This is a genomic window from Streptomyces sp. NPDC057271 (assembly GCF_042668715.1).
In the GTDB taxonomy this organism is placed as follows: Bacteria; Actinomycetota; Actinomycetes; order Streptomycetales; family Streptomycetaceae; genus Streptomyces.
Genome location: NZ_JBHUYJ010000041.1, coordinates 39024 through 64450, shown reverse-complemented (window position 1 = coordinate 64450; position 25427 = coordinate 39024). Strand labels below are relative to the sequence as shown.

Sequence of the window (25427 nt, the reverse complement as noted above, 5' to 3'; positions counted from 1 at the left end):
TCGCAGGCCGAGGCGACCGGCGAGGCGACGGACGACGTTGCGGTCGACGCCGCGGTCGCTGCGGCTGCGGCTGCGACGACCGCACCGACCGCGACGACCGCACCGACCGCCGCGGTGGAGTGCGTCGAGCCTGCCGAACCCGTTGCGCCGCTGGAGCCTGTCGAGCCTGTCGAGCGTGTTGACCCGGTGCAGCCTGTCGAGCCCGTCGTGGCCGCGCCGGCGGCCGTCGAGCCCGAGAAGGAGGCGGCCGAGACCCTCGTCACCGTGAGAGCGCCCTCCACGACCACCCCCCGGTCCCGCAAGCGCCTGCGGATCGCGCTCGCGGCGGTCGCCGTCGTCGCGCTCGCCGTGCCCGTCGCGTACGGCATCGCACGGTCGGATTCCGTAGAGCCCACCGGCGACGGAAACAGGGGCGGGCGCGCCGCGGCCGGTCCCTCCGAGGCGCCCGGTGTGAGCGTCTCCCCGAGCGGCTCGCCGTCCACCCCGCCCCCGTCCGCCTCCACGAGCCCCGCCTCCGCCACGTCCTCGGGCGCGTCCGCGGCTCCGAGCCGCGCGAAGGGCACCTCGACGGCGGGCGGCAAGACGACCGGAACGCCTGTGCGCGCCGGCGTCAGCTCGTACAACTGGACCGGCCCCTGCGGGCAGTACTACCTGCTCGACCGTCGGCCCGAGCAGGTTCCGCCGCCGCCGATGCCGGAGCAGTCCCGCCGCTGGGCCGCGTCGTTCGACGGGGTCGACGCCGGGCACATGTACCTGGAACTCACCGCCACCGGCCGTACCGACGCCGCCGTGGTCATCACCGGCCTCCACGTACGGGTGGTGGAGCGCGGCGAGCCCCTCGCCCGGGCGGTCTACTCCATGGGCGAGGGGTGCGGTGGCGGTGTCACACCCCAGACCTTCGACATCGACCTCGACGCGGCCCATCCGTCCGCCAGACCCATCGCGGGCCAGGACGGCGACCGGACGGTGCCCGCCAAGGACTTCCCGTTCAAGGTGTCCACGAGTGACCCGCAGGTCTTCAATCTCGACGTGCACACCGAGGGGCATGTCGTGACGTGGTACCTGGAGCTGGAATGGAGCGACGGCGAGCAGCACGGCAAGGTCGTCGTCGACGACGGCGGCAAGCCCTTCAGGACCAGCGCGATGGAGGGCGAGAAGCCCTACGGCTACCAGTACGACACGGACGAGTGGGCCCTGCTGGAGTGAGTGAAGGCCCCGGCACCGTACGGATACGGTGCCGGGGCCTTCGTCGCACAGCGGCGCGTCGTCAGAGGCGCTCGGGCGTCCGGATGCCCAGCAGGGCCATGCCCTGGTGGAGCGTCCGGGCCGTGAGGGCGCAGATGAACAGACGATTCTCCGCGACCTCCTGCGGCGGCTCGGGCTTGATGACCGGGCACTGGTCGTAGAACGTCGTGTACAGCGACGCCAGCTGGTACAGGTACGCGGCGAGCTTGTGCGGGGCGTACTCGGCGGCCGCCTCGGCCACCGTCTCGCCGAACTGGTCCAGGTGCAGGCCGAGCGCACGCTCCGCCGGGGCCAGCTCCAGCTCGGGGTGGGCGAGCGGGGTGCGGTCGCCGGCCTTGCCGAAGATCGACCCGATACGCGCGTACGCGTACTGGAGGTACACCGACGTGTCGCCGTTCAGCGACACCATCTGGTCCAGGTCGAACTTGTAGTCCCGCGCCGCCGAGGTCGACAGGTCCGCGTACTTCACCGCGCCGATGCCCACCTGGGCACCCCGCTCGGCGATCTCGTCCTCGGTCAGGTCGCGCGCCTTCTCGCGGACCACGGACGCGGCCCGGTCGATCGCCTCGTCCAGCAGGTCCACCAGCCGGACCGTCTCGCCCTCACGGGTCTTGAACGGCTTCCCGTCCTTGCCGAGCACCGTGCCGAAGGCGAGCTGGACGGCCTTCACGTCCTCGTTCAGCCAGCCGGCCCGGCGGGCGGTCTCGAAGACCATCCGGAAGTGCAGGGACTGCCGGGCGTCGACCACGTACAGCAGGGTCGTCGCCTTCAGGTTCTGCACCCGGTCCCGGATCGCCGACAGGTCCGTCGCCGCGTAGCCGAAACCGCCGTCGGACTTCTGGACGATCAGCGGCGTCGGGTTGCCGTCCGGGCCCTTGATGTTGTCGAAGAAGACACAGAGCGCGCCGTCGGAACGGACCGCGACACCGGAATCCTCCAGGATCCGGCAGGTCTCGGCCAGCATGTCGTTGTACCCGGACTCGCCGACGATGTCGGGGTCGCGGATGTCCATGTCCAGCTTCTCGAAGACGGAGAAGAAGTAGATCTTCGACTCGTCGACGAACTTCTGCCACATGGCGAGCGTCTGCGGGTCCCCGGCCTGGAGGTCGACCACCCGGCGACGCGCCCGCGTCTTGAACTCCTCGTCGGAGTCGAAGAACTTGCGCGCGGCCTTGTAGAGCCGGTCGAGGTTCGACATCGCCTCTTCGCCGGACACCTGGGCGTCCCTGTGATCCAGCTCGTGCGGGTGCTCCTCCAGGTACTGGATGAGCATGCCGAACTGGGTGCCCCAGTCGCCGATGTGGTGGCGGCGGACCACCTTCTCGCCCGTGAACTCCAGGATCTCGACCATCGCGGCGCCGATCACGGCGGAGCGGAGGTGGCCGACGTGCATCTCCTTGGCCACGTTCGGCTGGGCGTAGTCGATCACCGTCGTGCCCGCGTCCTCCGCGAACGGCACGCCGAGGCGGTCGTCGGCGGCGCGCGCGGCGAGGGTCCTGATGATCGCCTCGTCGGTGACCGTGATGTTCAGGAAGCCGGGGCCCGAGACCTCGATCTCCTTCAGCACGTCGTTCGCCGGGATGCCGTCGACGACCTTCGTCGCCAGCTCACGCGGATTGCCCTTGAGCTGCTTGGCGAGGGCCAGGATGCCGTTGGCCTGGAAGTCGGCCCGGTCGCTTCGTCGCAGCAGCGGGTCGGCGGAACCGGCCTCCGGCAGGGCTGCCGAGAGACCTTCCGCGAGACGCTGCTGCACGGTCGAAGCGAGGGAAGGGACCGAGGCCATGAGCTTCCGTTCCTGTCGGTGGTTCGGTGGTGGGCTTTATCGCTTGTCAAGTGTCCCATGGGCGGGCAACGTGTTTTCTCCCCTGTGGACAACCTCAGGGCTGTGGACAACCTCGGAGCGGGCTGTTCCGTCTGGGAGAATGACTGACGTAAGGCTGCAAGGCTTTCGAGGGACCAAGGAAGAAGGACGTACCGACCGTGGCTCAGAGCAGCACCGAGACCGACTGGGTCTCCCGTTTCGCGGACGAGGTCATCGCCGAGTCGGAGCGACGTGCGCCTGGCAAACCGGTCGTCGTCGCCTCCGGACTCTCCCCCTCCGGCCCGATCCACCTGGGCAACCTCCGCGAGGTCATGACCCCGCACCTGGTCGCCGACGAGATCCGCCGCCGCGGGCACGAGGTCCGTCACCTCATCTCCTGGGACGACTACGACCGCTACCGCAAGGTGCCGAACGGCGTCGCGGGCGTGGACGAGTCCTGGGCCGAGCACATCGGCAAGCCGCTGACCTCCGTCCCGGCCCCGGCCGGTTCGCCGTACGCGAACTGGGCGGAGCACTTCAAGGCCGCCATGGTCGAGTCGCTCGCCGAGCTGGGTGTCGAGTACGACCCGATCAGCCAGACGGAGCAGTACACGGCGGGCACGTACCGCGAGCAGATCCTGCACGCGATGAAGCACCGCGGTGACATCGACGCCATCCTCGACCAGTACCGGACGAAGAAGGCGCCGAAGAAGCAGTCGCAGAAGCCGGTCGACGAGGCGGAGCTGGAGGCCGAGGAGGGCTCGGGCGCGGCCGCAGAGGACGACGGCTCCGGCGGTGCCGGTGGCTACTTCCCGTACAAGCCGTACTGCGGGCGGTGCGAGAAGGACCTGACGACCGTCACCTCGTACGACGACGAGACCACCGAGCTGGCCTACACCTGCACGGCGTGCGGCTTCTCCGAGACCGTCAAGCTGAGCGAGTTCAACCGCGGCAAGCTGGTCTGGAAGGTCGACTGGCCCATGCGCTGGGCGTACGAAGGCGTGATCTTCGAGCCCTCGGGCGTGGACCACTCCTCGCCCGGCTCGTCGTTCGTCGTCGGCGGCCAGATCGTGCGCCAGATCTTCGGCGGCGTCCAGCCGATCGGCCCCATGTACGCCTTCGTCGGCATCAGCGGCATGGCCAAGATGTCCTCCTCGCGCGGTGGCGTGCCCACCCCGGCGGACGCGCTGAAGATCATGGAGGCGCCGCTGCTGCGCTGGCTGTACGCGCGCCGCAAGCCCAACCAGTCCTTCAAGATCGCCTTCGACCAGGAGATCCAGCGGCTCTACGACGAGTGGGACAAGCTGGAGGCCAAGGTCGCCGACGGCTCGGTGCTGCCGGCGGACGCGGCCGCGCACGCGCGTGCCGCACGCACGGCCGCCGGTGAGCTGCCGCGCACGCCGCGCCCGCTGCCGTACCGCACGCTGGCCTCGGTCATGGACATCACCGCGGGCCACGACGAGCAGACTCTGCGGATCCTGACCGAGCTGGACCCGGAGACGCCGGTCACCAGCCTGGACGAGGTCCGACCGCGCCTGGACCGCGCCGAGAACTGGATCACCACCCAGGTTCCGGCCGACCAGCGCACGATCGTCCGCGACGAGCCGGACGCCGAGCTCCTCGGATCCCTCGACGACCAGGGCCGCGAGTCCCTGCGCCTCCTCCTGGAGGGCCTGGACACGCACTGGTCCCTGGACGGACTGACCACGCTCGTCTACGGCGTCCCGAAGGTCATGGCCGGTCTCGACCCCGAGGCCAAGCCGACCCCGGAGCTGAAGGTCGCGCAGCGCGCCTTCTTCGCCCTGCTCTACCAGCTGCTCGTCAGCCGCGAGACGGGGCCGCGCCTGCCGACGCTGTTGCTCGCGGTCGGCGCCGACCGGGTGCGCAAGCTGCTCGGCGCATAACCGTACGAGAGCGCGAAGGGCCGCCACCGGGTGGCGGCCCTTCGCCGTGCCCGGTCCCGTCGCGGATCTCTCCACACTTCGGACTAGGCGGGGTTCCGACGTGGGCACGACGAGATCGGGTGCCGTGCGGGAGACCGTGGAGGCATGAAGAACGACGTCATCGCAGTCATCGGATGGATCACCCTCGTACAGGGCGGACTCGGCGCAGGCGGGCAGATCTTCGGCGACGAGCCCTGGGGGCTGCTCCAGAAATGGTGGGACATCCCCACCGCCGGGTACCTCGCCCTCGCCGTCGTCGGCGTCACGCTCGCCCTGTGGGGCGAGACGGCGAAGAAGCGGGCCAAGGCCTGAGCCCCCGGCCCGCAGGCGGCTAAGGGATGTGGTTCTCCGCCATCTCCTGCTCGATGCGGTGCCGCAGCTGCGGCGTCAGCTCACGCAGGATCGAGGCGCTGCGCGGGTGCTGGACGCCGTACATGTCGCTCAGCCATATGTCGAGCTGCTCTGCGTTCGGGAAGTCCTGCCGCTCCTCGACGTAGTCCCACATCGCCTTGTACGCCGCCTCGGCGAACTCCTCCACGAGCGGTTCGGGGTCGGCGTACTCGGCGAACTCGTCGAACTGCTCCGGAGCCGGGCCTTGGAGCCGGCCCTGGGCCTGGCCGTGGCCCTGGACCGGTCCCTGGCCCTGAACTGCTTCCGGGTGCGGGATCTGTTCCTGGCGCGGGCTCGGGATCGGCACGCCCGCGGAGTCAGGCGTTCCCGCCGGCGGCGGCTCCTCGCCCTCCGCGTACATCGGGACGTACGCACCCGCGTACGCCTCGGGAGGCAGCGGCTGCGCGGCGAACCACGGACTGTCGTGGGTCGGCTGGCCCTGCTCGTCCGGACCCTGCGGCCCTTGGGAACCCTGCGGGCCCTGAAGCCCCTGCGGAGCCTGGGGGGCCGGCTGCCGGCCCTGCTGAAGCTGGGGGGCCGACGGGGCGCCGGGAGTCACCTGGACCGGTACCGCCTCCGCGAGTACGGGCTGTGGAGGGAGCAGCATCGGTTCCACGCCCGCTGCCGCGAGGCCCGCCGGGGCCGTTTCGGCGAGGGGCACGCCGTACTTCGCCAGCCGCAGCGGCATCAGCGCCTCCACCGGCGCCTTCCGCCGCCACGCGCGACCGAAGCGCGCCTGCAGCCGGGCCTGGTAGATCAGCCGGTCCTGTTCCAGCTTGATCACCTGCTCGTACGAGCGCAGCTCCCACAGCTTCATCCGCCGCCACAGCCGGAACGTCGGTATCGGCGACAGCAGCCACCGCGTGATCCGCACGCCCTCCATGTGCTTGTCGGCGGTGATGTCGGCGATGCGGCCGACCGCGTGCCGCGCCGCCTCCACCGAGACCACGAACAGCACCGGGATCACGGCGTGCATGCCGACACCCAGCGGGTCCGGCCATGCGGCCGCGCCGTTGAACGCGATCGTCGCGGCCGTCAGCACCCACGCCGTCTGGCGCAGCAGCGGGAACGGGATCCGGATCCAGGTCAGCAGCAGGTCCAGTGCCAGGAGCACACAGATACCGGCGTCGATACCGATCGGGAAGAAGTACGAGAAGGTGCCGAAGCCCTTCTCCACGGCGAGCTCACGCACAGCGGCGTACGAACCCGCGAAACCGATACCGGCGATGACCACCGCACCGGCGATCACCACACCGATCAGTATCTTGTGCGTGCGTGTCAGCTGCACCGCGGCCACCCGCGATCCCCTCCCGTCAATCCACATCTCGCGGGCACAGCGTGGCACACGTGCGAGGAGCCCGACCCCCGGGGGAGGGACAGGCTCCTCGAAAACATGCGCAAATACGGGTGTACGCGACGCCCGTGGCCCGCGTGGGCTACTTGTTCGCCGCCGCGACCGCCGCGACGGCCTCCTTCGACGCCGTCACCGCACCGGCCAGGATCGTCTTCTCGGAGGGGGCGTCGGCCCCGGCGTACCCCGCACCGTTGTACGTGAGCAGCACCAGCACGTTGCCGGTACGCGCCACGACCGAGGCGTACGTGAAGTCCTCGCCCGTCTTGCGGATTTCGTACGTGACGGCCTTGGCCTCGTCCCCGAGACCGGCCGCGTCCGAGGTCTTCAGCTTCTTCGCGCCCTCGGTCGCCTGGACCTTGGCGAGTTCCTTGGCGAAGTTCCCCTGGGCGCGCTTCTCGCCGCTGCCCAGGGAGGCGTCCGACTCGTAGCGGTAGAAGGAGACGTCGAGCCAGCGGTACTGCGAGCCCTTGACGCCCTTGTCGTCGAGGCCGTTCCACGAGCAGCCGCCACGGCTAGCCGTGTCGCTCGACGCGGCCGCCGTACCGTTCTTCGCCTTGGCCTTCGGTACCAGGCTCCCGGTCGTCTTCGCGGAGATCGACTTGCACACCTCGGGCAGCTTCGCGAACTTCGCGGGCTCGGGCGCCTTCGTCGTCTGCGGGCTGCTGGGGGCGGAGGAGGCCGAACCCTTGCCCTTGTCGGGCGTACCCGAACCGCTGTCGGAGTCCGAGGAGCAGCCGGCGACGACGAGCATCACCGGAACGGCTGCGCAGGCGAGTATGCGGGTGAGTCGCGGGGCTGATCGGTGCATGGTTCCTTCAGTCGCTTGTCGTACGGTCCGGTCACGGTCCGGCCGGCGGCCACGGTACGCCGACACGTTACGTGGTCCCGGCGCGGTCGCGGACTGGTCGCCGCAGGGTCGCCGGGCGGGACGGGACCGCTACTCCTCCAGACGCTCGGCGAGCAGACGGGCCAGGGTCATGGCCTTTTCCTGCAGTTCCCGGCTGTCGGGGGCCTCCGCGGAGCCGGTGGTCTGCTCCACGTACTCGACCGTCACGACCACGTTGGATGTGCGGAACACCACGCTCACGGTGCGGTGCCGGCCGTTCGCGCCGCCGGCGCTGAGCGTGTCGTCGAGGAAGGCGACCTGGCCGAGGCCCTGCAGGACGCGCGGTTCCAGACCGGTCGTCGGGGTGGTCGTGGGGGTCTGCTGCGGGGACTGGGTGCCCGAGGCCGTGGGCTGCGCGCCGCTCGTCGTGGGGTTCGTGCCCGGACTGCCGCCGGCGTCGCCGGAGGGGCTTGCGGGGCTCTGCGTGGGCTGCGTCGGCTGGGGCGACTGGGGCGACTGCGTCGGCTGGGGGAGGTCGGCCACCAGTTGCTTGCGGGAGAACACCTCCTGTGCGCGGTCGTCGTCGCTCACGGCGGGGTCGTACGACACGACCCGCTCGATGTCGAGCCGCAGCCGGTGCATCGCGTCCGGAGTGTCGGCCTTCCAGCTGCAGCCGACGCGGCGGTCGGTGTCGTACGTGACGGCGGCGGCGCCGCGGTACACCGCGTTCCGCTCCTCGTCGGGGAGCTGGGTGGCCCCGGGCAGCAGGTCGCGGAGCGTGTTCTGCGGGACGGCGCCGCAGGGCTCGAAGAGGGTGCGGTAGCGGCCGGGGGGCGCGGCGTCTGCGGCGGGGCCGGCCTTGGAGTCGACGGCGCCGGTTCCGGATCCGCTTCCGGAGGAGCATCCGGTGAGTCCGAGGACGAGCGCTGCGGCGAGCGCTGCCAGACCGGGTACGTACGCCTGTCGCTGCACGCTCCCAGGCTCCCTTCTCCCGAAAACTGTTTGCCGCCGAATACCGGCCGATGGACACAATGTCTATCGCACGCGCGGCTGTTGATGCCGGTCCGTTGTCACCTGTACGGGCCTTGGCTCCGGTTTTTGCGTTATCAGGCTTTTTGGGGGAATCGAGGAAGTATGTCGTATGTAGAGGTGCCGGGCGCGAACGTGCCCATCCGGATGTGGACCGATCCTTCCACGGTCGAGGGCGGCGCGATGCAGCAGCTCCAGAACGTGGCCACGCTGCCGTGGATCAAGGGCCTGGCCGTGATGCCGGACGTGCATTACGGCAAGGGTGCGACCGTCGGCTCGGTCATCGCGATGCAGGGGGCGGTCTGTCCGGCTGCGGTGGGCGTGGACATCGGCTGCGGGATGTCGGCGGTCAGGACGTCGCTGACGGCGAACGACCTGCCGGGGGATCTGTCGCGGCTGCGGTCGAAGATCGAGCAGGCGATTCCGGTGGGGCGGGGGATGCACCGCGACGAGGTGGACCCCTCGCGGCTCTTCCAGTTCCCGACGGCGGGCTGGGCCGACTTCTGGTCGCGGTTCGACGGGATCGCGGAATCGGTCAAGTTCCGTCATGAGCGTGCCCAGAAGCAGATGGGAACGCTGGGTAGTGGTAATCACTTTGTCGAATTTTGCCTTGATTCGACCGGCTCTGTTTGGTTGATGCTGCACTCCGGGTCGCGGAACATCGGCAAGGAACTCGCCGAGTACCACATCGGCGAGGCGCGGAAGCTGCCCCACAACCAGGGGCTCGTCGACCGTGACCTGGCGGTCTTCGTGGCGGACACCCCGCAGATGGCGGCCTACCGGAACGACCTGTTCTGGGCGCAGGAGTACGCGAAGTACAACCGCGCGATCATGATGGCCCTCTTCCAGGAGGTCGTCCGCCGGGAGTTCCGCAAGGCGAAGGTGACCTTCGACCCGGTGATCTCCTGCCACCACAACTACGTGGCGGAGGAGCGGTACGAGGGGATGGACCTGCTCGTCACCCGTAAGGGAGCGATCCGGGCCGGCTCCGGCGACTTCGGGATCATCCCGGGCTCCATGGGCACCGGCTCGTACATCGTGAAGGGGCTCGGCAACGAGGCGTCCTTCAACTCGGCCTCGCACGGTGCCGGCCGGAGGATGAGCCGGAGCGCGGCGAAGCGGCGCTTCTCGACACGGGACCTGGAGGAGCAGACGCGGGGCGTGGAGTGCCGTAAGGACTCCGGCGTCGTGGACGAGATCCCGGGTGCGTACAAGCCGATCGAGAAGGTCATCGACCAGCAGCGGGACCTGGTCGAGGTGGTCGCGAAGCTGAAGCAGGTCATCTGTGTGAAGGGCTGATGCCCGTGGGGCGGAGGTCGAAGCGCGGAGGTCGAAGCGGGGAGGGAGGGGGCCGGTGCCGGGCACCGGCCCCCTCCGCGTCCGCTTCCCCGGCCGCGGCCGGTCGCTCACAGCTCGCGGTGGACCTTGGTGTTGGAGGCCTGGGCGCGGGGGCGGACGACCAGGAGGTCGATGTTGACGTGGGAGGGGCGGGTGCAGGCCCAGGTGATGGTGTCGGCGACATCGTCGGCGGTGAGGGGCTCGGCCACGCCGGCGTAGACCTTGGAGGCCTTCTCGGTGTCGCCGCGGAAGCGGGTGGTGGCGAACTCGTCCGTCTTGACCATGCCGGGGGCGATCTCGATGACGCGGACCGGGGTGCCGACGATCTCCAGGCGGAGGGTCTCGGCGAGGACGCGGGCGCCGTTCTTGGCGGCGACGTAGCCGGCGCCGCCCTCGTAGGTGGCGTGTCCGGCGGTGGAGGAGAGGACGACGACCGTGCCGTCCCCGCTCTCGGTGAGGGCGGGGAGCAGCGCCTGGGTGACGTTGAGGGTGCCGATGACGTTGACCTCGTACATCTGACGCCAGTCGTCGGGGTTGCCGCTGGAGACGGGGTCGGCGCCGAGGGCGCCGCCGGCGTTGTTGACGAGGACGGCGATGGTGCGGAAGGCGGTCGCGAAGGTCTGCACGGCGTCGCGGTCGGTGACGTCGAGGGCGTAGGCGGTGGCCTGGTGGCCGGCGTCGACGATCTCGGCCGCCAGCGCCTCGATGCGGTCCTTGCGGCGGGCGGTGAGGACCACGCGGTAGCCGGCGGCGGCGAGCTGCCTGGCGGTGGCCGCGCCGATTCCGCTGCTCGCTCCGGTGACGACGGCGATGGGGGTACCGGCGGCAGTCATGACGTGCTCCTCGCGCGTGTGGTCGATTGTGTCGATCGCGTGGTCAGGATAGGTCCGGGCTTCAGCGGCCGCGGGGGGCGTACATGATCACGGCCATGCCGGCCAGGCAGACGAGGGCTCCGGTGATGTCCCAGCGGTCGGGGCGGTAGCCGTCGGCGACCATGCCCCAGGCGAGGGAGCCGGCGACGAACACTCCGCCGTAGGCGGCGAGGATGCGGCCGAACTCGGCGTCGGGCTGGAGGGTGGCGACGAAGCCGTAGATGCCGAGGGCGGCGATGCCGGCGCCGATCCAGAGCCAGCCGCGGTGCTCGCGGACTCCTTGCCAGATGAGCCATGCGCCGCCGATCTCGAAGAGGGCGGCGACGGCGAAGAGGGCGGCGGACCGGGCGATGAGCATGGGGTCAGGGTGCCACGGGACACGCTGACTGACGGGTGATCAGAATATATGCGGTGTTATCGGTATCTTCTGGGCATGAGTGCGATGCGCAGGGTCCTGCTCGGTGTGGTGCTGGCGGCCGCGGTGGCGGTCGGTACGGGCGAGGGAGCCCGTGCCGTCGGGGTCGAGGCGGAGGCCGAGGCCGATCTGGCCCATCACGGCCACCTGTCCTTGTGGGAGGGACGGATGGCCGTCCGGCTGGTCAGCGAGAACCACGGCCCGTCGGACGTGTCCCAGGCGACGGTGCGACTGGCCTTCTCCGAGCCGATGGCGGGTGGGCAGGAGCTTCCTCCGTCCTGTCTGTGGGCGAGTGAGCGAGTCGTGGTCTGTCGTACCGGCGAGCTGCGTGCCGCCGGAGCGGTCGAGGAGCTGGTGCTCGATCTGCGGACGGCGGACTCCCCGGACGAGGTGATGGTCGACATCGCGACGCTCTGGTCCGACGGGGTCGCCGACGGGAACGCTCTGAACGACCGCCATCACGTCCTGGTCCTGGCCACCGGCGACCCGTACGTCTTCTGATCCCTCCTCCGCCCGCTGCGGCCGCATCGTCAGAAGGTGTAGCCGTCGGGGCGGACGAGGAGCGTCGTGCGGCGGGCGGGGTCGGCCCAGGTCGCCCGTATGAGCCGGGCCGGTGTCGTGGGGGCGGCCGGCAGGGCGGGTGTGCCGCCCTCGGGGGCGATCAGGACGAACTCTCCTTCGCGCAGCAGCTCGTAGAGCCTTCCCTCGCGCAGCTTCAGGTCGGGGACGCGCCGGGTGTTGCGGCCGTAGGAGATGCCGATCCCGCTGATCATGCCCATCGCCCTGGAGGAGGCTGCCGGGACGTGGTTGAGGAGGTGCGCGGCGAGAGCGCGCAGGGCGCGCCGGATCGGGCCGCGGGCCATGGCGAGCCGGATGATGGCGCCGCTGCTGCGGAGCACCGAGGCGCCGACGGGGTGGCGCTCGGACTGGTAGCTGTCGAGCAGGGCCTCGGGGTCGGGGGCGTCGCCGCGCAGGACCGCCGTGAGCTTCCAGGAGAGGTTGGCGGCGTCCTGGAGGCCGGTGTTCATGCCCTGGCCGCCGGCGGGTGAGTGGACATGGGCGGCGTCTCCGGCGAGGAAGACGCGTCCTACGCGGTAGGCCGGGGCCTGGCGTTCGTCGCTGTGGAAGCGGGAGAGCCAGCGGGCGTCGTGCATGCCGTAGTCGGTGCCGAGTGCGCGGCGGGCGATCTCGCGGACCTCGTCGAGGTCGAGGGGCTCGCCGTCGGGGACCTCGCGGTCGCGGTTCCATCCCATGACGCGGTACCAGCCGTCGCCGAAGGGGGCGATGAAGGCGAAGGCGTCCCCGACTCCGTTGACCGTGAGCATCCCTTCGGGCTTCTCGGCGAGACGGACGTCGGCGAGGACGATGGAGCGGATCACCGATTCGCCGGGGAAGGGCAGGCCGAGGGCGGTCCGCACGGTGCTGCGCACGCCGTCGGCGCCGACGAGATAGCGGGCGCGGACGGTGGTGGTGCCGTCGGGGCCGGTGAGTTCGGCGGTGACGTGGTCGGCGTCCTGGCTCAGTCCGCGCAGTTCCGTTCCGTACAGGAAGTCCACGCCTGTGGACAGCGCGCGCCTTTCGAGGAGCCGCTCGACCTGGTACTGGGGCGTGATGAGGAGGTACGGGAAGCGCGAGCGGAGACGGGTGAGGTCGAGGGAGAGGCGGCGGAAGAGCTTCAGCTCGGTGATGGGGGAACCGGTGGCGATCAGTTCGTCCGCGAGGCCCCGGGCGTCGAGCTGCTCCAGGGTGCGGGCGTGCACCCCGAAAGCGCGGGTCATGTTGCTGATGCCGTGCGGGCGGCGCTCGATCACCGTGACGCGGAGGCCCGCGGCGGCGAGGTCGCCGGCGAGCAGCATTCCGGTGGGGCCGGAGCCGGCGACGAGGACGTCCGTGTCCAGGTGGTTCATGGTTCACTCCTGACTCGACAGTGGTGCCCACGATTGTTTGCCAACAACTGTTGGTCAACGCTTGTTGGTAAATGTAGGCCCGGCCGCCCTGGCATGTCAACGCCTGTTGGCCTACAGTTGTTGACATGATGACCGCACGTCGCTCCGACGCCACCCGCGCCGCGATCCTCGAAGCCGCCCGCGAACGATTCGCCTCCGACGGCTACGAGCGCGCCACCATCCGGGCCATCGCCCGCGACGCGGGAATCGATCCCTCGATGGTGATGCGCTACTACGGCAGCAAGGAGGGGCTGTTCGCCGCGGCGTCCGAGATCGAACTGGACCTCCCCCAGCTCGGCGCCCTCCCGTCCCGGCACATCGGCGCGGTCCTGGTCAGGCACTTCCTCGAACGCTGGGAGCGCGACGACGTGCTCACCGGGCTGCTGAGGGTCGGCGTCACGAACACCGCGGGCGCCGAGCGGATGCAGGCGATCTTCGCCGGGCAGCTCGGCCCCATCGCCCTCGGCGTCTGCCCCGATCCCGCCGAGGCGCCGCGCCGCGCCGCGCTCGTCGCCTCGCAGATTCTCGGCATGGCGCTCGCCCGCTTCGTGCTGCGGCTGCCGCCCGCGGTCGAGATGTCCCAGGACGAGATCGTCGCCTGGCTCGGGCCGACCGTGCAGAGATACCTGACGGCCCCGGCGCCGGAGGCCCCGCAGTCCCGGACTTCGGAGCCGTAGACCCGGAGCCTCGGGACCTGGAGTCTCGTCACCACGGTGCCGGAACGCACGGCGGGGCCGGGCGCGTTCTGGCGCGGGCTCAACGCGGCCTGGGGCACCGTGTCCGACGCGTACAGCGATGCCGCAGTCGCCCTGCTCATCGCCCATATGCGACGGACCGTCGAACTCGGCGCCGTCCAGGTCGAGCGGCTGCGCGAGGGGGAACTCGACTGATCGTCGCGACCCGAACGGCCGGCCGCCGACCCCCTGGTACGCCTTCGGTCAGCGCGCGGCCGCGCCGCCGAACTCCCTCAGGGCGTCGGTGACGATCGCCTCCAGGCGGGCGTGGTGGGCGCCGCGCCAGTACACCCGCTCGCACTCCGTGCATCGCGCGAAGACGTCGTACGTCTTCTCCGTGCCCTGCTCCAGGCGCTCGCGCACCGAGTCCTTGTCGGCGTCGGTCAGCGGTCCGTTGCATGCGGTGCAGCGGGTCCACGGCCTCAGGGGCGGCGCGAACCGCTCCAGTACGTCACGGAGCTGGTCGTCGGGCTGGTCGCTGTACACATACGCGCCGGCCCACAGCTCCCGGCGGCGCAGCAGCCCACGGTCCCGGGAGAGCATCACGCGCCGCTCCTTCGCGGAGAGCGCCGCGAGCGCCGGGTCGCCGATGTCCTCGCTCTCGTACGCCGCGTCGACCCCGAGGAGACGCAACCGTCGGGCGAGCGTGCCCAGATGGACGTCGAGGAGGAGCCGCAGCGGGGCGCCGGGCACCTGCTGGGGCCGCTCGACTCCCTCGACCTCGATCGTCTCGCCCGTGGCGGGGATGTGGGACACCTCCACCGGACGCCCGTCCACCAGCAGCCGGCCGGTCTCGGTCAGCGGCACGCCGAGCGACTCCACGACATGGCCGAGCGTCGAGGCGCCGTCGGTGGCCACGGCCGTGCGCCCCGAGCGCCGTTCCGCCGAGACGAAGAGGCGCAGTCCGGGGGCGAAACTGATCTGGATCTCCGGTCCGTTCACGGGGACAGGATGTCACCGCCGCCCACTGGACGGCCAGGGAATTCGGTCCGGGGACGGCCCTGCCGGGCGGCCTGTCGCCTCGGCGAGTACGGTCGGCTGCTCGGTGAAGTCGAGCGGCTCCGGTCCGGTCGGCAGGGGGCGCCGGTTCCTGGGATACGGTCCCGCCATGAAGATCATCGACCTTGAGCCCGGTGACTCGCGCCTGGAAGCCGACCTGCTCCCCGTCCTGCGCGAGCTCCGCCCGCACCTCACGCCGGAGCTCTTCCGCGAGGTCCACCGCAACGGCCGCCCCCAGGGGCTGCGTTTCAGCGCCGCCTACTCCGAGGACGGTCTCTGCGTGGGTGCCGCCGGCTGGCGGATCATCGACAACACCAGCTCGATCCGGCAGCTCTACGTCGACGACCTGGTCACCGCCGCCACCGAGCGCTCCACCGGCGTCGGCCACGCGCTCCTGACCCACCTGGAGCAGCACGCCCGGAAGGCCGGCTGCCACGAGCTCAACCTCGACTCCGGCACCCACCGCACCGGAGCCCACCGCTTCTACCTGCGCGAGCGCCTCGACATCGTGGCCTTCCACTTCACCAAGGCCCTGGACGCGGACAGCCCGGAGAACTAGAGAGCCTCCAGATCCAGGCGCCAGTCGTTGCAGCGCATCGGACGGCCGGGCGGGTACTCAAGGTCACGCGCGCCGAGCAGCTCGAAGCCCACCTTGCGGCAGACCGCGTTCGACGGTCCGTTGTCCGTCGAGGGGAAGGCGTGCAGGAAGCGGTGCGTGCGTTCGGCGCGCGCCAGCTCGGCGACCAGACGCGTGGCAGCCGTCGCGACGCCCCGGCCCTGGTACCCCGGGAGCACCGTCCAGCCCGTCTCGTAGACCGGCTCGCCGTCCTCGGCCTGCTCCCAGAATCCGATACCGCCGACCGCGACCTCCTCGGGGATCAGCACGATCCGGTACATCCGGCCCGCGCTCGTCCGCTCGGCGCTCAGGCCCACATAGCGCCGATGCCGTCCGAGGAGCGCGTCGTCGGTTTCCGGGCCGCCGAGATGCTCCATCAGCTCGGGCGCGTTCATGGCGGTCAACAGACCGAAGTCGCCCTCGGACCAGGGCTCGAGACGCACGGGCGAGGCGGCCGGGGAGGGCGAGGCGGGGGAGGAGAGCGGGGCGTCGGCTTCCATGCCCGCACTGTAGGTCAGGGGTCTGACACCCGGCGGGCGTACGCGGTGGGCGGTACCCCGACCGTCGCCGTGAAGTCCCGTACGAGATGGGCCTGGTCGCTGTAGCCGAGCTCGGCCGCCAGGGCGGCCCAGTCGGGGGAGCTCCCGGCCTCCGTCGCCTCGGCGCGCTCCAGGGCCTCGTGGATGCGGTACCGCAGGATGACCCACTTCGGCCCGACGCCCACGTAGTTCGCGAACAGCCGCTGGAGCGACCGGTTCGACAGCCCCGCCATACCGGCCAGTTCGGACGCGCGCCGGATCGTCCGGTCCGTACGCACCCGATCCACCAGCGCCATGGCATGCGCGGCCTGTGGCTCGGGCGCGGGGCCGCGGGCGAGCAGGAAGGCGTCGAGCGCCGCCACGCGCGCGTGCTCGGCCTCCGGGGCGAGTACGGCGTGCACGGCGGGGGCGTCGGCGTCCGCGAACACCTCGCCGAGCGGGACGCGGCGGCCCGTCCACTCCGACACCGGCCACGCGGGGGCGAACGGCCGGAAGCCGCCCGGCCGGAACTGCACGCCGCAGACCCGGCCGACGCCCGTGAGCTTCTTCGTGAAGAGTTCGAGCCCTATCCCGGCGACCTCGGCGAACGACACGCCGCCCTCGCCCGCGCCCTCGATTCCGCCCGCGCCCGGGCCTGCGATTCCGCTCGCCCCCTCGCCTGAGATCCCGCCCGCGTCCTCGCCCTCGATCCCGCCCACGTCGTCGTAGCGCTGGAAGACGACGTTCACGGACGGATGCGGAACGACATGGCTCGCGTACGGCTCGGACAGGGCCCAGTCGATGAACCAGTAGTGCTCCAGGTACGGGCGCAGCTCCGGCGCCGGCTCGTGGCGGCGGAACCGGACGCGGGTGAGGAGTTCCGCCGCGTCGACGATTCCGCGGGTGTCACGGCGCGGGCCACGGGAGGGCGTCATGCCACTCAGCCTAGGCACCGACCTGGCGCTGTCGTGTTTCTTCAAGACTCCGACGGGAGGATCACCTAGCGTCATGACATGACGAACCGTATGCGACCCCTCAGCGAGCTGCTGGGTACCGCCGCCGCCCACGCCGCCCCCGTGGTGCGCGGTATCGCCGACGACAGCCTCAGCGCGCCCACGCCGTGCTCCGAGTACGACGTACGGGCCCTGCTCAACCACCTCTTCCACGTCGTCGTGAACTTCCAGGCGCTGGCCGCCAAGCAGCCCGCCGACTTCTCCACGGCCCCGGACTACCTGGGCGATGCCGACTGGCGCGCACGCTTCGAGGCCGAGACGGCGAAGCTCGTCGAGGCCTGGGCCGCGCCCGGCGCTGAGGAGGGGACCTCGGGGACGATGGGACTGCCGGCCCGTACCGTCGGATCCATGGCGCTGCTCGATCTGACCGTCCACGTCTGGGACCTCGCCCAGGCAGCCGGACAGACCTTCGAGCCGGATCCGGCCGTCGTGGAGAGCCTGGCGGGAACGGTGGAGCAGCTGGCTCCGACGGCCCGGAAGATGAACGTCTTCGGCGAGGCCGTGGAGGTTCCGGAGAGTGCCTCCGCCTTCGAGCGGCTCCTCGCGGCGACCGGGCGGAACCCGCGCGACCGGGCGGCGGCCTGAGGTATCCGTGCCTATCGCAGGCGGTCCGGGGAGCCCACCGAGAGGTGCGAGACGACCTGCCCGAAGGCCTGCTCCTCGGCGTGGGTGAGCGGCACGGTCTCCTGGGGGTGCCAGACCCGCTCCAGCGGCGCTTCGGCCCGCGCACGGCGAGCACGGGCGCGCAGGCCCAGCGCCACCCAGACCGTGGTGGAGACGGCGAGGAGTCCGACGAGGGTGATCACACGGGGGTCAGAGAACTGGCCGGGCAAGGACGACATGGCTGACTCCGGGGAGCGAGGGCCGGTACGGGGGGGCGTGCCCTGGCAGGGGGCGCGTGCGCACGGCGCTGACAATTACTGCGGCTTCCTCCCGACCTGTTCAGTTAACACCACGATGGGGGCTTTCCGGCAGGGGGCCCGGGACCGAAGCCCTGCCGGGAGGCCCTCTTGTGCGGGTCGGTGAACCGCTTCAGTGTGGCGGGGCAGTCAGGTTTCGGCCGGGGAGGGAGCAGCCGCATGCCGGACATGAAGGTGTGGGGGTTCACCGACGACAGGGGCACGGCGCTGGGTGCCGTGCGGGGGCCGGAGCGGGTGGTGGCCTATGTGCGGGCGGGGGCGGCCCTGCTCGACCTGGGGCTGCCGCCCGTCGCGGTGTACGGCTCGGGCCATGACGGCGAGGGCCTCGATCCGGTCAAGGCGGGAGAGCTGGCGGCGGCCGGGGTGCCCTACCTGGGGCCTGGGCGCGCCCTGGACGAGGCGCGGCTGCGGAGCCTCGGCCCCGAGCTGATCGTCGACGTCACGTACGACGGGAAGAGCGCGTACGCGCTGGACGAGGGTGTCGCCGAACGGCTCGGGGTGCCGCTGGCCGCGATCTCCGTGGGCAACGAGCTGCCGTTGGCGGCGATCATCGGGCGCTTCCGTGAGCTGGCGTCGTCCCTCGGCGTGGCTTCCCCTGGTGTGGCTTCCCCTGGTGTGGCTTCCCCCGGTGTGGCTTCCCCCGGCGCAGCGGCAGGCGCGTCCGCCGACCCCGTGGCCCCCGCCGAGGCGGCCCTGCGTGACGCCGCCGCCCGGACGGACGTCACCGTGCTCGCGCTCTCCGGCGCCGGTCCCGACCAGGTCCATCTGGCCCGGCCACAGGCCTGGCCCGAGCTCGCACGGCTCCGGGAGCTGGGCGTCCGGGTGGTCGATCCCGGCCCCGGACCCGGCGCCAACTGGCTCACGGCCGACTGGGAGCACGCCGCGGCGCTCCGCCCGGACCTCGTGCTCTTCGACAGTCGCGCCAACGCCATGGGGCCCGAGGTGTTCCCGCCCGTGGGTCACGCGCGCGTGGCGCCGTGGAATCCGGAGACTCCACCGAGCCCGGCGGCCTACGCCCGCTTCTTCGAGGGCATCGCGCAGGCCCTTCTGCGCTAGGTCCCCGTACGGTCACCGATCCGCCGGCGCTCCTGCCGTAGGGTCACCGATCCGCCGGCGCTCCCGTCCTACGGTCACCGATCCGCCGGCGCTCCTGCCGTACGGGCACCGATCCGCCGACGCTCCCGTCCTACGGTCACCGATCCGCCGACGCTCCCGTCCTACGGGCACCTATCCGCCGACGCCCTCGCCGACCCGGCCGCTCCCACCGCTCTCGCCACCCCCGACGCTCTCGCCCAGCTTCGCGCGCAGGGAGTTCGCGAACTCCTCCACGCGCGACAGCTGGGAGCGGAGTTCCGCGACGCGCGCGGCGGCCGCCCGTTCGTAGCGGCGTACCCGGGCGACCAGAGTGGACCGTTCGGCGGGGGAGAGGCGCGGGTCGGCGAGGCGGTCCGTCGCCGAGAGGAGGTCGCGGGTCTCGTCGATCGTGAAGCCCAGCGGCTTCATCCGGCGGATCACCATCAGCCGGTCGACGTCGGCGTCCGTGTAGAGCGGGAAGCCGCCCTGGGACGAGGCGGAGGGGACGACGAGACCACTGTCCTCGTACTGGCGGATGGTCCGCAGGGACAGTTCCGTCCGGGCGGCGACCTCGCCGATCTGCATGGGTTCGCCGACGATGCGCACTCTGCTCACGGTGCCCGTCCTTCCCGCGCGACTTTCGCGCGCTACATAGGCATTTGTCCTAACTTCAGCACTTATGCGAGCTGGAAGTGCGGCGAAACGCCTGCCGGTGGGGCGGCCTTTGGACAGCGGCCGGCTCGGCGAGACCCTGTTGCCCAAGCGGCTCGCACTGCCGATCTTCTGCACGCGCCGAGCCTGCGGGCCCTGTCCCGGAGGACCGGCTGGACGACGGAGCGGTACGGGGTGGGGCACTGGTGGGAGCAGCCGCTGCACAACCAGAGCGCGCTGCGGCTCAAGGCGCGGTTGCTGTTCATGAAGAACGGCGTCGTCGTCGACGTCCCGTACCGGCTCGGCTCCGCCCGTGAGCCGGCCGCCGAGCGCGCGAAGGCCGCCGCGGCCCGCGAGCGGGAGAACCGACCCCACGGCCCGCGGGCGGAGCCGGGAGGAGCCGGGAAGCGCGGCCAGGAGCCGGGAGGAGTCGGGAAGCGCGGCCAGGAGTCGGGAAGCGCGGCCAGGAGCCGGAAGGAACCGTCCCCTACGGCCAGACCAGGCAGTACGGCTGGTGACCCGCCTCGTGCAGACGGTGCGAGAAGTCCTGCCACTCGTGGAGCAGTTGGTAGACGTTGAACGCGTCGCGCGGGCCGCCGCGGTCCGGGACCGTGGACCAGATGAAGGCCGCCGCGCCGACCGACTCCTCGCCGATGCCGCGCAGCGGGTCGACCACGGTCATGGGCAGCTTCACCACGGCGTAGTCGGGGTGGAGGACCACCAGTTCCAGCGGGGGCACCTTGTACAGGGGCATGCCCTGGATGCCCGTGAGGACCATCGCGGCTATCGTCTCGGGCTTGATCTTGCTGAACATGCCACCCATGCCCAGCTCGTCGCCGCCCAGCTCCTCCGGGCGCATCGAGATCGGGACGCGGGCCGCCGTCGCGCCGTCCGGCGCGCCGAAGTACTTGTAGGTCACCCCCAACCGGCCGCCGCCCCCCGTCGTGGGTTCCGAGGACCCCGTGGGTCCTGTTGATTGCGTGGGCTCTTCCGTACGCCGTCGCCGGTGCCTCCCCCGCCGGGCAGGCTCGGGACCCAGATCGTCCGTCCCCTCGCCCAGTCCGCCACCGCGATGCATATCTCCACCCGACTGCTTTTTAGGCAACACGACCCCCGCCGTGCAACCCGATCATCGTGACAGTGACCTCCCCCACGCTCTCGCGGTGAAACACCTGTCCGCAAGAACGTCCGGCCCTCTGACACCATGGATTCCGTGAGCCATCCCTATGACGCCCCAGTTTCGCAGACGCCGGGGATCGACGCCCCGGCGTAATTTGCGGGGTGCTCACGCCCATACCGTAGTACTCGCAGCCGTACTCGCAGGTCAGGACCACAGTGCCGTATTCATACGAAGCCCCAGTCTCACAGACGCTTTTCGACCGCGCGTCCCTCGTGACGCCCGGCGGCGTGAACTCACCGGTGCGCGCCTTCCGGGCCGTGGGCGGAACGCCCCGGTTCATGGTGTCCGGTACCGGCCCGTACCTCACCGACGCGGACGGCCGGGAGTACGTCGACCTCGTCTGCTCATGGGGGCCGATGATTCTCGGCCATGCTCACCCCGAGGTCATCGCGGCGGTGCAGGCCGCCGTCGCCCGCGGCACCTCTTTCGGCACGCCCGGCGAGGGCGAGGTCGCCCTCGCCGAGGAGATCGTCGCCCGGATCGAGCCCGTCGAGCAGGTTCGGCTGGTTTCCTCCGGTACGGAAGCCACGATGTCCGCGATCCGGCTCGCCCGAGGCTTCACCGGCCGGGCGAAGGTCGTGAAGTTCGCCGGCTGCTACCACGGGCACGTGGACGCGCTGCTGGCCGCCGCCGGCTCGGGTGTCGCCACCTTCGGCCTGCCCGACACGCCCGGCGTGACCGGCGCGCAGGCGGGGGACACCATCGTCCTGCCGTACAACGACCTGGAGGCGGTCCGGGCCGCGTTCGCCGCGCACCCGGGTGAGATCGCCTGCGTGATCACCGAGGCCTCGCCCGGCAACATGGGCGTCGTCCCGCCGCTGGACGGCTTCAACGCAGGCCTGAAGCAGCTCTGCTCCGAGAACGGCGCGCTGTACATCTCCGACGAGGTCATGACCGGCTTCCGGACCTCCCGCGCCGGCTGGTACGGCGTCGACGGGGTGAAGCCCGACCTGATGACGTTCGGCAAGGTCATGGGCGGCGGCTTCCCGGCCGCGGCCTTCGGCGGCCGCGCCGACGTCATGGGGCACCTCGCGCCGGCCGGCCCGGTCTACCAGGCGGGCACCCTCTCCGGTAACCCGATCGCCACCGCCGCGGGCCTCGCGCAGCTGCGCCTGCTCGACGACGCCGCGTACGCCAAGGTCGACGCCGTCTCGAAGGAGATCCAGGAGCTCGTCACCGGCGCGCTCACCAAGGAGGGTGTGGCGCACCGGCTGCAGACCGCCTCCAACATGTTCTCCGTCTTCTTCACGGCCGACGAGGTCCGGAACTACGACGACGCGAAGACGCAGGAGGCGTTCCGCTTCAACGCGTTCTTCCACTCGATGCTCGCCGACGGGGTCTACCTGCCGCCGTCCGCCTTCGAGTCGTGGTTCGTCTCGACGGCGCACGACGAGCGCGCGATCGAGCGGATCGCCGCCGCGCTGCCCGCCGCCGCCCGCGCCGCCGCGGAGGCCACGGCATGAGCGCCTCCGACATCACGGTCGTCCACCTGGTGCGCCACGGCGAGGTGCACAACCCCGACGGAGTCCTCTACGGCCGCCGCTCCGGCTACCACCTCTCCGAGCTGGGCCGGCAGATGGCCGACCGGGTCGCCGAGCACCTGGCCGACCGGGACGTCACGTACGTCGTGTCGTCCCCGCTGGAGCGCGCGCAGGAGACGGCGCAGCCCGTCGCCAAGGGCCACGGCCTGGACCTGGCCACGGACGAGCGGCTGATCGAGGCGGGCAACGTATTCGAGGGCAAGACCTTCGGTGTCGGCGACGGCGCGCTGCGCAAGCCGGGCAACTGGAAGCACCTCACCAACCCGTTCAAGCCGTCCTGGGGCGAGCCGTACGTCGAGCAGGTCGTACGGATGATGGGCGCGCTGGACGCGGCGAAGAACGCGGCGCGGGGGCACGAGGCGGTCTGCGTCAGCCACCAGCTGCCGATCTGGATCGTGCGGAGCTTCGTGGAGAAGCGCCGGCTGTGGCACGACCCGCGGCGGCGACAGTGCACGCTGGCCTCGCTGACCTCGTTCACGTACCAGGGCGACAAGATCGTCTCGGTCGGGTACAGCGAGCCGGCGCGTGACCTCGTGCCCGCGCACCTGCTCGCGGGCGCGAAGCCGGTCAAGGGGAAGTCGAAGGCCTTCGGCGCGTGAGCGTTCCGCTGGGGAAGTCGTAGTCGAGCCGTCGAGCCGTCGAGGCGTCGAGGCGTTGAGCTGCCGAGTCGTCGAGTCGTCGAGTCGTCGAGGCGTTGAGCTGCCGAGCTGCCGAGCTGCCGAGCTGCCGAGTCGTCGAGTCGTCGAGTCGTCGAGCCGCCGGGTGGGTCGGCCGCGGGCCGTGGGGCTGGTCGCGCAGTTCCTCGCGCCCCTTCCGGGCCCTCGCGCAGTTCCTCGCGCCCCTTCGGGCTCCCGAACGTGGGGCGCTCCGCGTTCGGGAGACTGTTCCTCGGGTACACCTTCAGGGCGATCGGATGACGTGAAGTCATCTGGTCGCCCTGAAATTTTTGTGCTAATTCCCGGAACCTCCCTGTTCCTCCCGGCATCTCACTCATTGTCGGTTTGGATGACCGGCCGGTCATACGTACACGCGAATGGGGACGTCATGCGCGGGATCACTCGAAGGGGACTCATCGGGGCGGGTGCTGGCGCCGCCGCTGCGATCGGGATCGCGGGATGCAGTGGCAACGGGTCCGGCAGATCGCGTAATTCGGGTGCGGGTAAGGGCGGTGACGCCTCCGGAACCCAGGGCACCCCCACGCCCACCAAGGAAGAGGCCCAGCTCATAGGCGACGGTTCCACGTCCGACACCGGGAAGCAGCCGAACCAGCCCGACGCCCCCGTCCCCCTCGAACCGGGCCAGACCCCGCCGCAGTTCGTGATCTTCTCCTGGGACGGCGCCGGTGAGGTCGGCAACGGCCTCTTCCCGCGCTTCCTCGAACTCGCCAGGAACCACGACGCCGCGATGACCTTCTTCCTCTCGGGGATCTACCTCCTGCCGGAGTCGAAGAAGAGCCTCTACCGCCCGCCGAACAACCGCGTCGGCGCCTCCGACATCGGCTACCTCACCGACGACCACATCAAGGACACGCTCAAGAACGTCCGCCGGGCCTGGCTCGACGGACACGAGATAGGCACCCACTTCAACGGCCACTTCTGCGCCGGCTCCGGCTCGGTCGGCAACTGGACCCCGGCCCAGTGGCAGAGCGAGGTCGATCAGGCCGTGAAGTTCGTCACCGAGTGGAAGACCAACAGCGGCTGGACCGACCTCGACCCGCTGCCCTTCGACTACCGCAAGGAGCTGATCGGCGGCCGCACGCCGTGCCTCCTCGGCCAGGACAACCTCCTGCCCACCGCGAAGCGCCTAGGCTGGCGCTACGACGCCAGCTCGCCCGGCGGCCGCCAGATGTGGCCCGTCAAGCGCCAGGGCATCTGGGACCTCCCGCTGCAGGCCGTGCCGTTCCCCGGCCACTCCTTCGAGGTCCTCTCGATGGACTACAACATCCTCGCCAACCAGTCGAGGAACACCACCAAGGGCATGCCCTCGCGCTACCCGGGCTGGCGCAAGCAGGCCACCAGGGCGTATCTCAACGGGTTCGAGCGCGCGTACGAGTCCAACCGCGCGCCGTTCTTCATCGGCAACCACTTCGAGCAGTGGAACGGCGGCATCTACATGGACGCCGTCGAGGAGTCCCTCAAGGTCATGGCGGGCAAGAAGGACGTCCGGCTTGTCTCGTTCCGCCAGTTCGTGGACTGGCTGGACGTGCAGGACCCCAAGATCCTCGCCAGGCTCCGTACGCTGGAGGTCGGACAGGCGCCGACGGGCGGCTGGAGTACCTTCCTGAAGCCCGCTGCGTAAGGCGGAGCAAGGCGGAGTAACGCCGAGTACGTCCCTTAAGCCCCCTTGACAAGGGGCTTTACGGGCAGTCAGGGGGGTGCCCAAGATCCCCCAAACGCCCATGCGAAACTTTTCACATGAGCCTTAGCCGTGCCCCTCGACGCACCCTGCTCGCCGTCGGAACCCTGTCGGCCGCCCTCGCTCTGTCGGCCTGCGGCTCGGACTCCAACGGCAAGTCGGGGGGCGGCGGCGGAACCAACTTCGTGACCAACACGGGCGGTATCTCCACCGTGGCCAAGGGCGAGCGCACGGCGCCCAGCAAGATCGCGGGCGAGACCCTGGAGGGCGAGCGGCTCGACGTCGCCGACCTCAAGGGCAAGGTCGTCGTCCTGAACGCCTGGGGATCCTGGTGCGGCCCCTGCCGCGCCGAGGCTCCGCACTTCGCCAAGGTCGCGAACGACCTCAAGGCCGAGGGCGTGGAATTCGTCGGCCTCAACACCCGCGACTTCAACAAGCAGCAGGCGATCACCTTCGAAGAGGACTACGAGGTCCCCTACCCGAGCCTGTACGACCCCGCCGGAAAGCTGATCCTCAACGGATTCCCCAAGGGCACGCTCAATCTGCAGGCCATTCCGTCCACCGTCGTGCTCGACAAGGACGGGAAGATCGCCGCCCGCGCCCTCATGGCACTCGACGAGAAGAAGCTCCGCTCGATGATCGAGCCGCTTCTCGCGGAGAAGTGATC

27 protein-coding genes are annotated in these 25427 nt (G+C 70.7%); 14 read left to right on the top strand and 13 right to left on the bottom strand.

Translation table 11 applies throughout. The features are described from left to right. Positions 1 to 1206: transcriptional regulator (locus ACFUJR_RS20360; protein WP_383450602.1), on the top strand; the 1206-nt coding region annotated here is incomplete at its 5' end. A gap of 61 nt (positions 1207 to 1267) precedes the next feature. On the opposite strand, the gene argS is transcribed toward ACFUJR_RS20360, so the two are convergent. Next, complete coding sequence (argS, locus tag ACFUJR_RS20355) at positions 1268 to 3028, bottom strand: arginine--tRNA ligase (protein WP_383181032.1); 1761 nt, start codon at positions 3026 to 3028, stop codon at positions 1268 to 1270. A 197-nt stretch (positions 3029 to 3225) separates the two neighbouring features. On the opposite strand from argS, the gene lysS reads away from it, so the two are divergent. Together lysS and ACFUJR_RS20345 are read left to right on the top strand one after the other, a co-directional pair. Next, positions 3226 to 4950 (top strand): lysine--tRNA ligase, encoded by a 1725-nt coding sequence (gene lysS, locus ACFUJR_RS20350; RefSeq protein WP_383181035.1) that lies wholly within the window; start codon positions 3226 to 3228, stop codon positions 4948 to 4950. A 144-nt stretch (positions 4951 to 5094) separates the two neighbouring features. Continuing rightward, entirely contained in the window at positions 5095 to 5301 is a 207-nt protein-coding gene (locus ACFUJR_RS20345; protein ID WP_383181026.1) for a hypothetical protein, read from the top strand. A 19-nt stretch (positions 5302 to 5320) separates the two neighbouring features. Here ACFUJR_RS20345 and ACFUJR_RS20340 read toward each other — a convergent pair whose 3' ends face one another. From ACFUJR_RS20340 to ACFUJR_RS20330, 3 genes are all read right to left on the bottom strand, one after another. Further along, on the bottom strand, positions 5321 to 6676 hold the full coding sequence (locus tag ACFUJR_RS20340) for a DUF2637 domain-containing protein (RefSeq protein WP_383181023.1): 1356 nt from the start codon (positions 6674 to 6676) through the stop codon (positions 5321 to 5323). 139 nt (positions 6677 to 6815) lie between these two features. Beyond that, positions 6816 to 7541, bottom strand: a complete 726-nt coding sequence (locus ACFUJR_RS20335; RefSeq protein ID WP_383181020.1) for a DUF3558 domain-containing protein — start codon at positions 7539 to 7541, stop codon at positions 6816 to 6818. 129 nt (positions 7542 to 7670) lie between these two features. After that, positions 7671 to 8531, bottom strand: a complete 861-nt coding sequence (locus ACFUJR_RS20330) for a DUF3558 domain-containing protein (RefSeq protein ID WP_383181017.1) — start codon at positions 8529 to 8531, stop codon at positions 7671 to 7673. 162 nt (positions 8532 to 8693) lie between these two features. Between ACFUJR_RS20330 and ACFUJR_RS20325 the strand changes: the two genes are divergently transcribed. Beyond that, the gene (locus ACFUJR_RS20325; RefSeq protein ID WP_383181014.1) at positions 8694 to 9887 is read left to right on the top strand and encodes an RtcB family protein; all 1194 of its coding nucleotides are present in this window, start codon (positions 8694 to 8696) and stop codon (positions 9885 to 9887) included. Positions 9888 to 9994: 107 nt separating this feature from the next. Here the strand turns inward: ACFUJR_RS20325 and ACFUJR_RS20320 are convergent, their stop codons facing one another. Continuing rightward, entirely contained in the window at positions 9995 to 10759 is a 765-nt protein-coding gene (locus ACFUJR_RS20320) for an SDR family NAD(P)-dependent oxidoreductase (RefSeq protein ID WP_383166084.1), read from the bottom strand. A gap of 61 nt (positions 10760 to 10820) precedes the next feature. Beyond that, positions 10821 to 11156 (bottom strand): YnfA family protein, encoded by a 336-nt coding sequence (locus ACFUJR_RS20315; protein ID WP_383166081.1) that lies wholly within the window; start codon positions 11154 to 11156, stop codon positions 10821 to 10823. A gap of 75 nt (positions 11157 to 11231) precedes the next feature. On the opposite strand from ACFUJR_RS20315, the gene ACFUJR_RS20310 reads away from it, so the two are divergent. Further along, a complete protein-coding gene (locus ACFUJR_RS20310; RefSeq protein WP_383166078.1) occupies positions 11232 to 11714 on the top strand; it encodes a hypothetical protein in 483 nt (160 codons plus the stop codon). Between the two features lie 29 nt (positions 11715 to 11743). Here the strand turns inward: ACFUJR_RS20310 and ACFUJR_RS20305 are convergent, their stop codons facing one another. Then, positions 11744 to 13120 (bottom strand): FAD-dependent monooxygenase, encoded by a 1377-nt coding sequence (locus ACFUJR_RS20305; protein WP_383166076.1) that lies wholly within the window; start codon positions 13118 to 13120, stop codon positions 11744 to 11746. Between the two features lie 125 nt (positions 13121 to 13245). Here ACFUJR_RS20305 and ACFUJR_RS20300 point away from each other — a divergent pair, with 125 nt between their 5' ends. Together ACFUJR_RS20300 and ACFUJR_RS20295 are read left to right on the top strand one after the other, a co-directional pair. Next, positions 13246 to 13836, top strand: coding sequence for a TetR family transcriptional regulator (locus tag ACFUJR_RS20300; protein WP_383166073.1), 591 nt, complete (start codon positions 13246 to 13248; stop codon positions 13834 to 13836). A gap of 36 nt (positions 13837 to 13872) precedes the next feature. Next, the gene (locus tag ACFUJR_RS20295; protein WP_383166070.1) at positions 13873 to 14049 is read left to right on the top strand and encodes a hypothetical protein; all 177 of its coding nucleotides are present in this window, start codon (positions 13873 to 13875) and stop codon (positions 14047 to 14049) included. 48 nt (positions 14050 to 14097) lie between these two features. Here ACFUJR_RS20295 and ACFUJR_RS20290 read toward each other — a convergent pair whose 3' ends face one another. Then, on the bottom strand, positions 14098 to 14835 hold the full coding sequence (locus tag ACFUJR_RS20290; RefSeq protein ID WP_383166067.1) for a Mut7-C RNAse domain-containing protein: 738 nt from the start codon (positions 14833 to 14835) through the stop codon (positions 14098 to 14100). Positions 14836 to 15001: 166 nt separating this feature from the next. On the opposite strand from ACFUJR_RS20290, the gene ACFUJR_RS20285 reads away from it, so the two are divergent. Then, positions 15002 to 15451 (top strand): GNAT family N-acetyltransferase, encoded by a 450-nt coding sequence (locus ACFUJR_RS20285; protein ID WP_383166064.1) that lies wholly within the window; start codon positions 15002 to 15004, stop codon positions 15449 to 15451. Here ACFUJR_RS20285 and ACFUJR_RS20280 read toward each other — a convergent pair. Both ACFUJR_RS20280 and ACFUJR_RS20275 read right to left on the bottom strand, forming a co-directional pair. After that, positions 15448 to 16008 (bottom strand): GNAT family N-acetyltransferase, encoded by a 561-nt coding sequence (locus ACFUJR_RS20280; protein WP_383166061.1) that lies wholly within the window; start codon positions 16006 to 16008, stop codon positions 15448 to 15450. The two genes, ACFUJR_RS20285 and ACFUJR_RS20280, sit on opposite strands and share 4 nt — an antisense overlap. A 14-nt stretch (positions 16009 to 16022) precedes the next feature. Then, on the bottom strand, positions 16023 to 16961 hold the full coding sequence (locus ACFUJR_RS20275; protein ID WP_383166058.1) for a DUF6597 domain-containing transcriptional factor: 939 nt from the start codon (positions 16959 to 16961) through the stop codon (positions 16023 to 16025). Positions 16962 to 17039: 78 nt separating this feature from the next. Between ACFUJR_RS20275 and ACFUJR_RS20270 the strand changes: the two genes are divergently transcribed. Then, positions 17040 to 17624, top strand: a complete 585-nt coding sequence (locus ACFUJR_RS20270; protein ID WP_383166055.1) for a TIGR03086 family metal-binding protein — start codon at positions 17040 to 17042, stop codon at positions 17622 to 17624. A gap of 11 nt (positions 17625 to 17635) precedes the next feature. On the opposite strand, the gene ACFUJR_RS20265 is transcribed toward ACFUJR_RS20270, so the two are convergent. Continuing rightward, positions 17636 to 17881, bottom strand: a complete 246-nt coding sequence (locus ACFUJR_RS20265; protein ID WP_383166053.1) for a hypothetical protein — start codon at positions 17879 to 17881, stop codon at positions 17636 to 17638. A gap of 237 nt (positions 17882 to 18118) precedes the next feature. Between ACFUJR_RS20265 and ACFUJR_RS20260 the strand changes: the two genes are divergently transcribed. Continuing rightward, positions 18119 to 19015 (top strand): ABC transporter substrate-binding protein, encoded by an 897-nt coding sequence (locus tag ACFUJR_RS20260; protein ID WP_383166050.1) that lies wholly within the window; start codon positions 18119 to 18121, stop codon positions 19013 to 19015. Between the two features lie 171 nt (positions 19016 to 19186). Here ACFUJR_RS20260 and ACFUJR_RS20255 read toward each other — a convergent pair whose 3' ends face one another. Together ACFUJR_RS20255 and ACFUJR_RS20250 are read right to left on the bottom strand one after the other, a co-directional pair. Next, positions 19187 to 19618, bottom strand: coding sequence for a MerR family transcriptional regulator (locus tag ACFUJR_RS20255; RefSeq protein ID WP_383166090.1), 432 nt, complete (start codon positions 19616 to 19618; stop codon positions 19187 to 19189). Between the two features lie 553 nt (positions 19619 to 20171). Then, positions 20172 to 20762 carry a hypothetical protein gene (locus ACFUJR_RS20250; RefSeq protein WP_383166047.1) on the bottom strand — a complete coding sequence of 197 codons (591 nt, stop codon included), beginning with the start codon at positions 20760 to 20762 and terminating at the stop codon, positions 20172 to 20174. Between the two features lie 257 nt (positions 20763 to 21019). On the opposite strand from ACFUJR_RS20250, the gene hemL reads away from it, so the two are divergent. The 4 genes from hemL to ACFUJR_RS20230 all read left to right on the top strand — a co-directional run bounded on the left by hemL (position 21020) and on the right by ACFUJR_RS20230 (position 25425). Continuing rightward, positions 21020 to 22327, top strand: coding sequence for a glutamate-1-semialdehyde 2,1-aminomutase (hemL, locus tag ACFUJR_RS20245; RefSeq protein ID WP_383166040.1), 1308 nt, complete (start codon positions 21020 to 21022; stop codon positions 22325 to 22327). Continuing rightward, the gene (locus ACFUJR_RS20240) at positions 22324 to 23004 is read left to right on the top strand and encodes a histidine phosphatase family protein (RefSeq protein WP_383166037.1); all 681 of its coding nucleotides are present in this window, start codon (positions 22324 to 22326) and stop codon (positions 23002 to 23004) included. The genes hemL and ACFUJR_RS20240 overlap by 4 nt, the downstream gene beginning before the upstream one ends. Before the next feature lie 445 nt (positions 23005 to 23449). Continuing rightward, a complete protein-coding gene (locus ACFUJR_RS20235; protein ID WP_383166034.1) occupies positions 23450 to 24703 on the top strand; it encodes a hypothetical protein in 1254 nt (417 codons plus the stop codon). 116 nt (positions 24704 to 24819) lie between these two features. Continuing rightward, positions 24820 to 25425, top strand: coding sequence for a TlpA family protein disulfide reductase (locus tag ACFUJR_RS20230; RefSeq protein WP_383166031.1), 606 nt, complete (start codon positions 24820 to 24822; stop codon positions 25423 to 25425). Positions 25426 to 25427 lie beyond the last annotated feature (2 nt).

What these genes read in the sequence shown, in the direction of transcription:
- argS (WP_383181032.1), bottom strand. Translation starts at nt 3,028, where the DNA reads ATGGCCTCGGTCCCTTCCCTCGCTTCGACCGTGCAGCAGCGTCTCGCG.
- ACFUJR_RS20345 (WP_383181026.1), top strand. Translation starts at nt 5,095, where the DNA reads ATGAAGAACGACGTCATCGCAGTCATCGGATGGATCACCCTCGTACAG.
- ACFUJR_RS20335 (WP_383181020.1), bottom strand. Translation starts at nt 7,541, where the DNA reads ATGCACCGATCAGCCCCGCGACTCACCCGCATACTCGCCTGCGCAGCC.
- ACFUJR_RS20325 (WP_383181014.1), top strand. Translation starts at nt 8,694, where the DNA reads ATGTCGTATGTAGAGGTGCCGGGCGCGAACGTGCCCATCCGGATGTGG.
- ACFUJR_RS20320 (WP_383166084.1), bottom strand. Translation starts at nt 10,759, where the DNA reads ATGACTGCCGCCGGTACCCCCATCGCCGTCGTCACCGGAGCGAGCAGC.
- ACFUJR_RS20315 (WP_383166081.1), bottom strand. Translation starts at nt 11,156, where the DNA reads ATGCTCATCGCCCGGTCCGCCGCCCTCTTCGCCGTCGCCGCCCTCTTC.
- ACFUJR_RS20310 (WP_383166078.1), top strand. Translation starts at nt 11,232, where the DNA reads ATGAGTGCGATGCGCAGGGTCCTGCTCGGTGTGGTGCTGGCGGCCGCG.
- ACFUJR_RS20305 (WP_383166076.1), bottom strand. Translation starts at nt 13,120, where the DNA reads ATGAACCACCTGGACACGGACGTCCTCGTCGCCGGCTCCGGCCCCACC.
- ACFUJR_RS20300 (WP_383166073.1), top strand. Translation starts at nt 13,246, where the DNA reads ATGATGACCGCACGTCGCTCCGACGCCACCCGCGCCGCGATCCTCGAA.
- ACFUJR_RS20285 (WP_383166064.1), top strand. Translation starts at nt 15,002, where the DNA reads ATGAAGATCATCGACCTTGAGCCCGGTGACTCGCGCCTGGAAGCCGAC.
- ACFUJR_RS20280 (WP_383166061.1), bottom strand. Translation starts at nt 16,008, where the DNA reads ATGGAAGCCGACGCCCCGCTCTCCTCCCCCGCCTCGCCCTCCCCGGCC.
- ACFUJR_RS20275 (WP_383166058.1), bottom strand. Translation starts at nt 16,961, where the DNA reads ATGACGCCCTCCCGTGGCCCGCGCCGTGACACCCGCGGAATCGTCGAC.
- ACFUJR_RS20270 (WP_383166055.1), top strand. Translation starts at nt 17,040, where the DNA reads ATGACGAACCGTATGCGACCCCTCAGCGAGCTGCTGGGTACCGCCGCC.
- ACFUJR_RS20265 (WP_383166053.1), bottom strand. Translation starts at nt 17,881, where the DNA reads ATGTCGTCCTTGCCCGGCCAGTTCTCTGACCCCCGTGTGATCACCCTC.
- ACFUJR_RS20260 (WP_383166050.1), top strand. Translation starts at nt 18,119, where the DNA reads ATGCCGGACATGAAGGTGTGGGGGTTCACCGACGACAGGGGCACGGCG.
- ACFUJR_RS20255 (WP_383166090.1), bottom strand. Translation starts at nt 19,618, where the DNA reads ATGCAGATCGGCGAGGTCGCCGCCCGGACGGAACTGTCCCTGCGGACC.
- ACFUJR_RS20250 (WP_383166047.1), bottom strand. Translation starts at nt 20,762, where the DNA reads ATGCATCGCGGTGGCGGACTGGGCGAGGGGACGGACGATCTGGGTCCC.
- ACFUJR_RS20240 (WP_383166037.1), top strand. Translation starts at nt 22,324, where the DNA reads ATGAGCGCCTCCGACATCACGGTCGTCCACCTGGTGCGCCACGGCGAG.
- ACFUJR_RS20235 (WP_383166034.1), top strand. Translation starts at nt 23,450, where the DNA reads ATGCGCGGGATCACTCGAAGGGGACTCATCGGGGCGGGTGCTGGCGCC.
- ACFUJR_RS20230 (WP_383166031.1), top strand. Translation starts at nt 24,820, where the DNA reads ATGAGCCTTAGCCGTGCCCCTCGACGCACCCTGCTCGCCGTCGGAACC.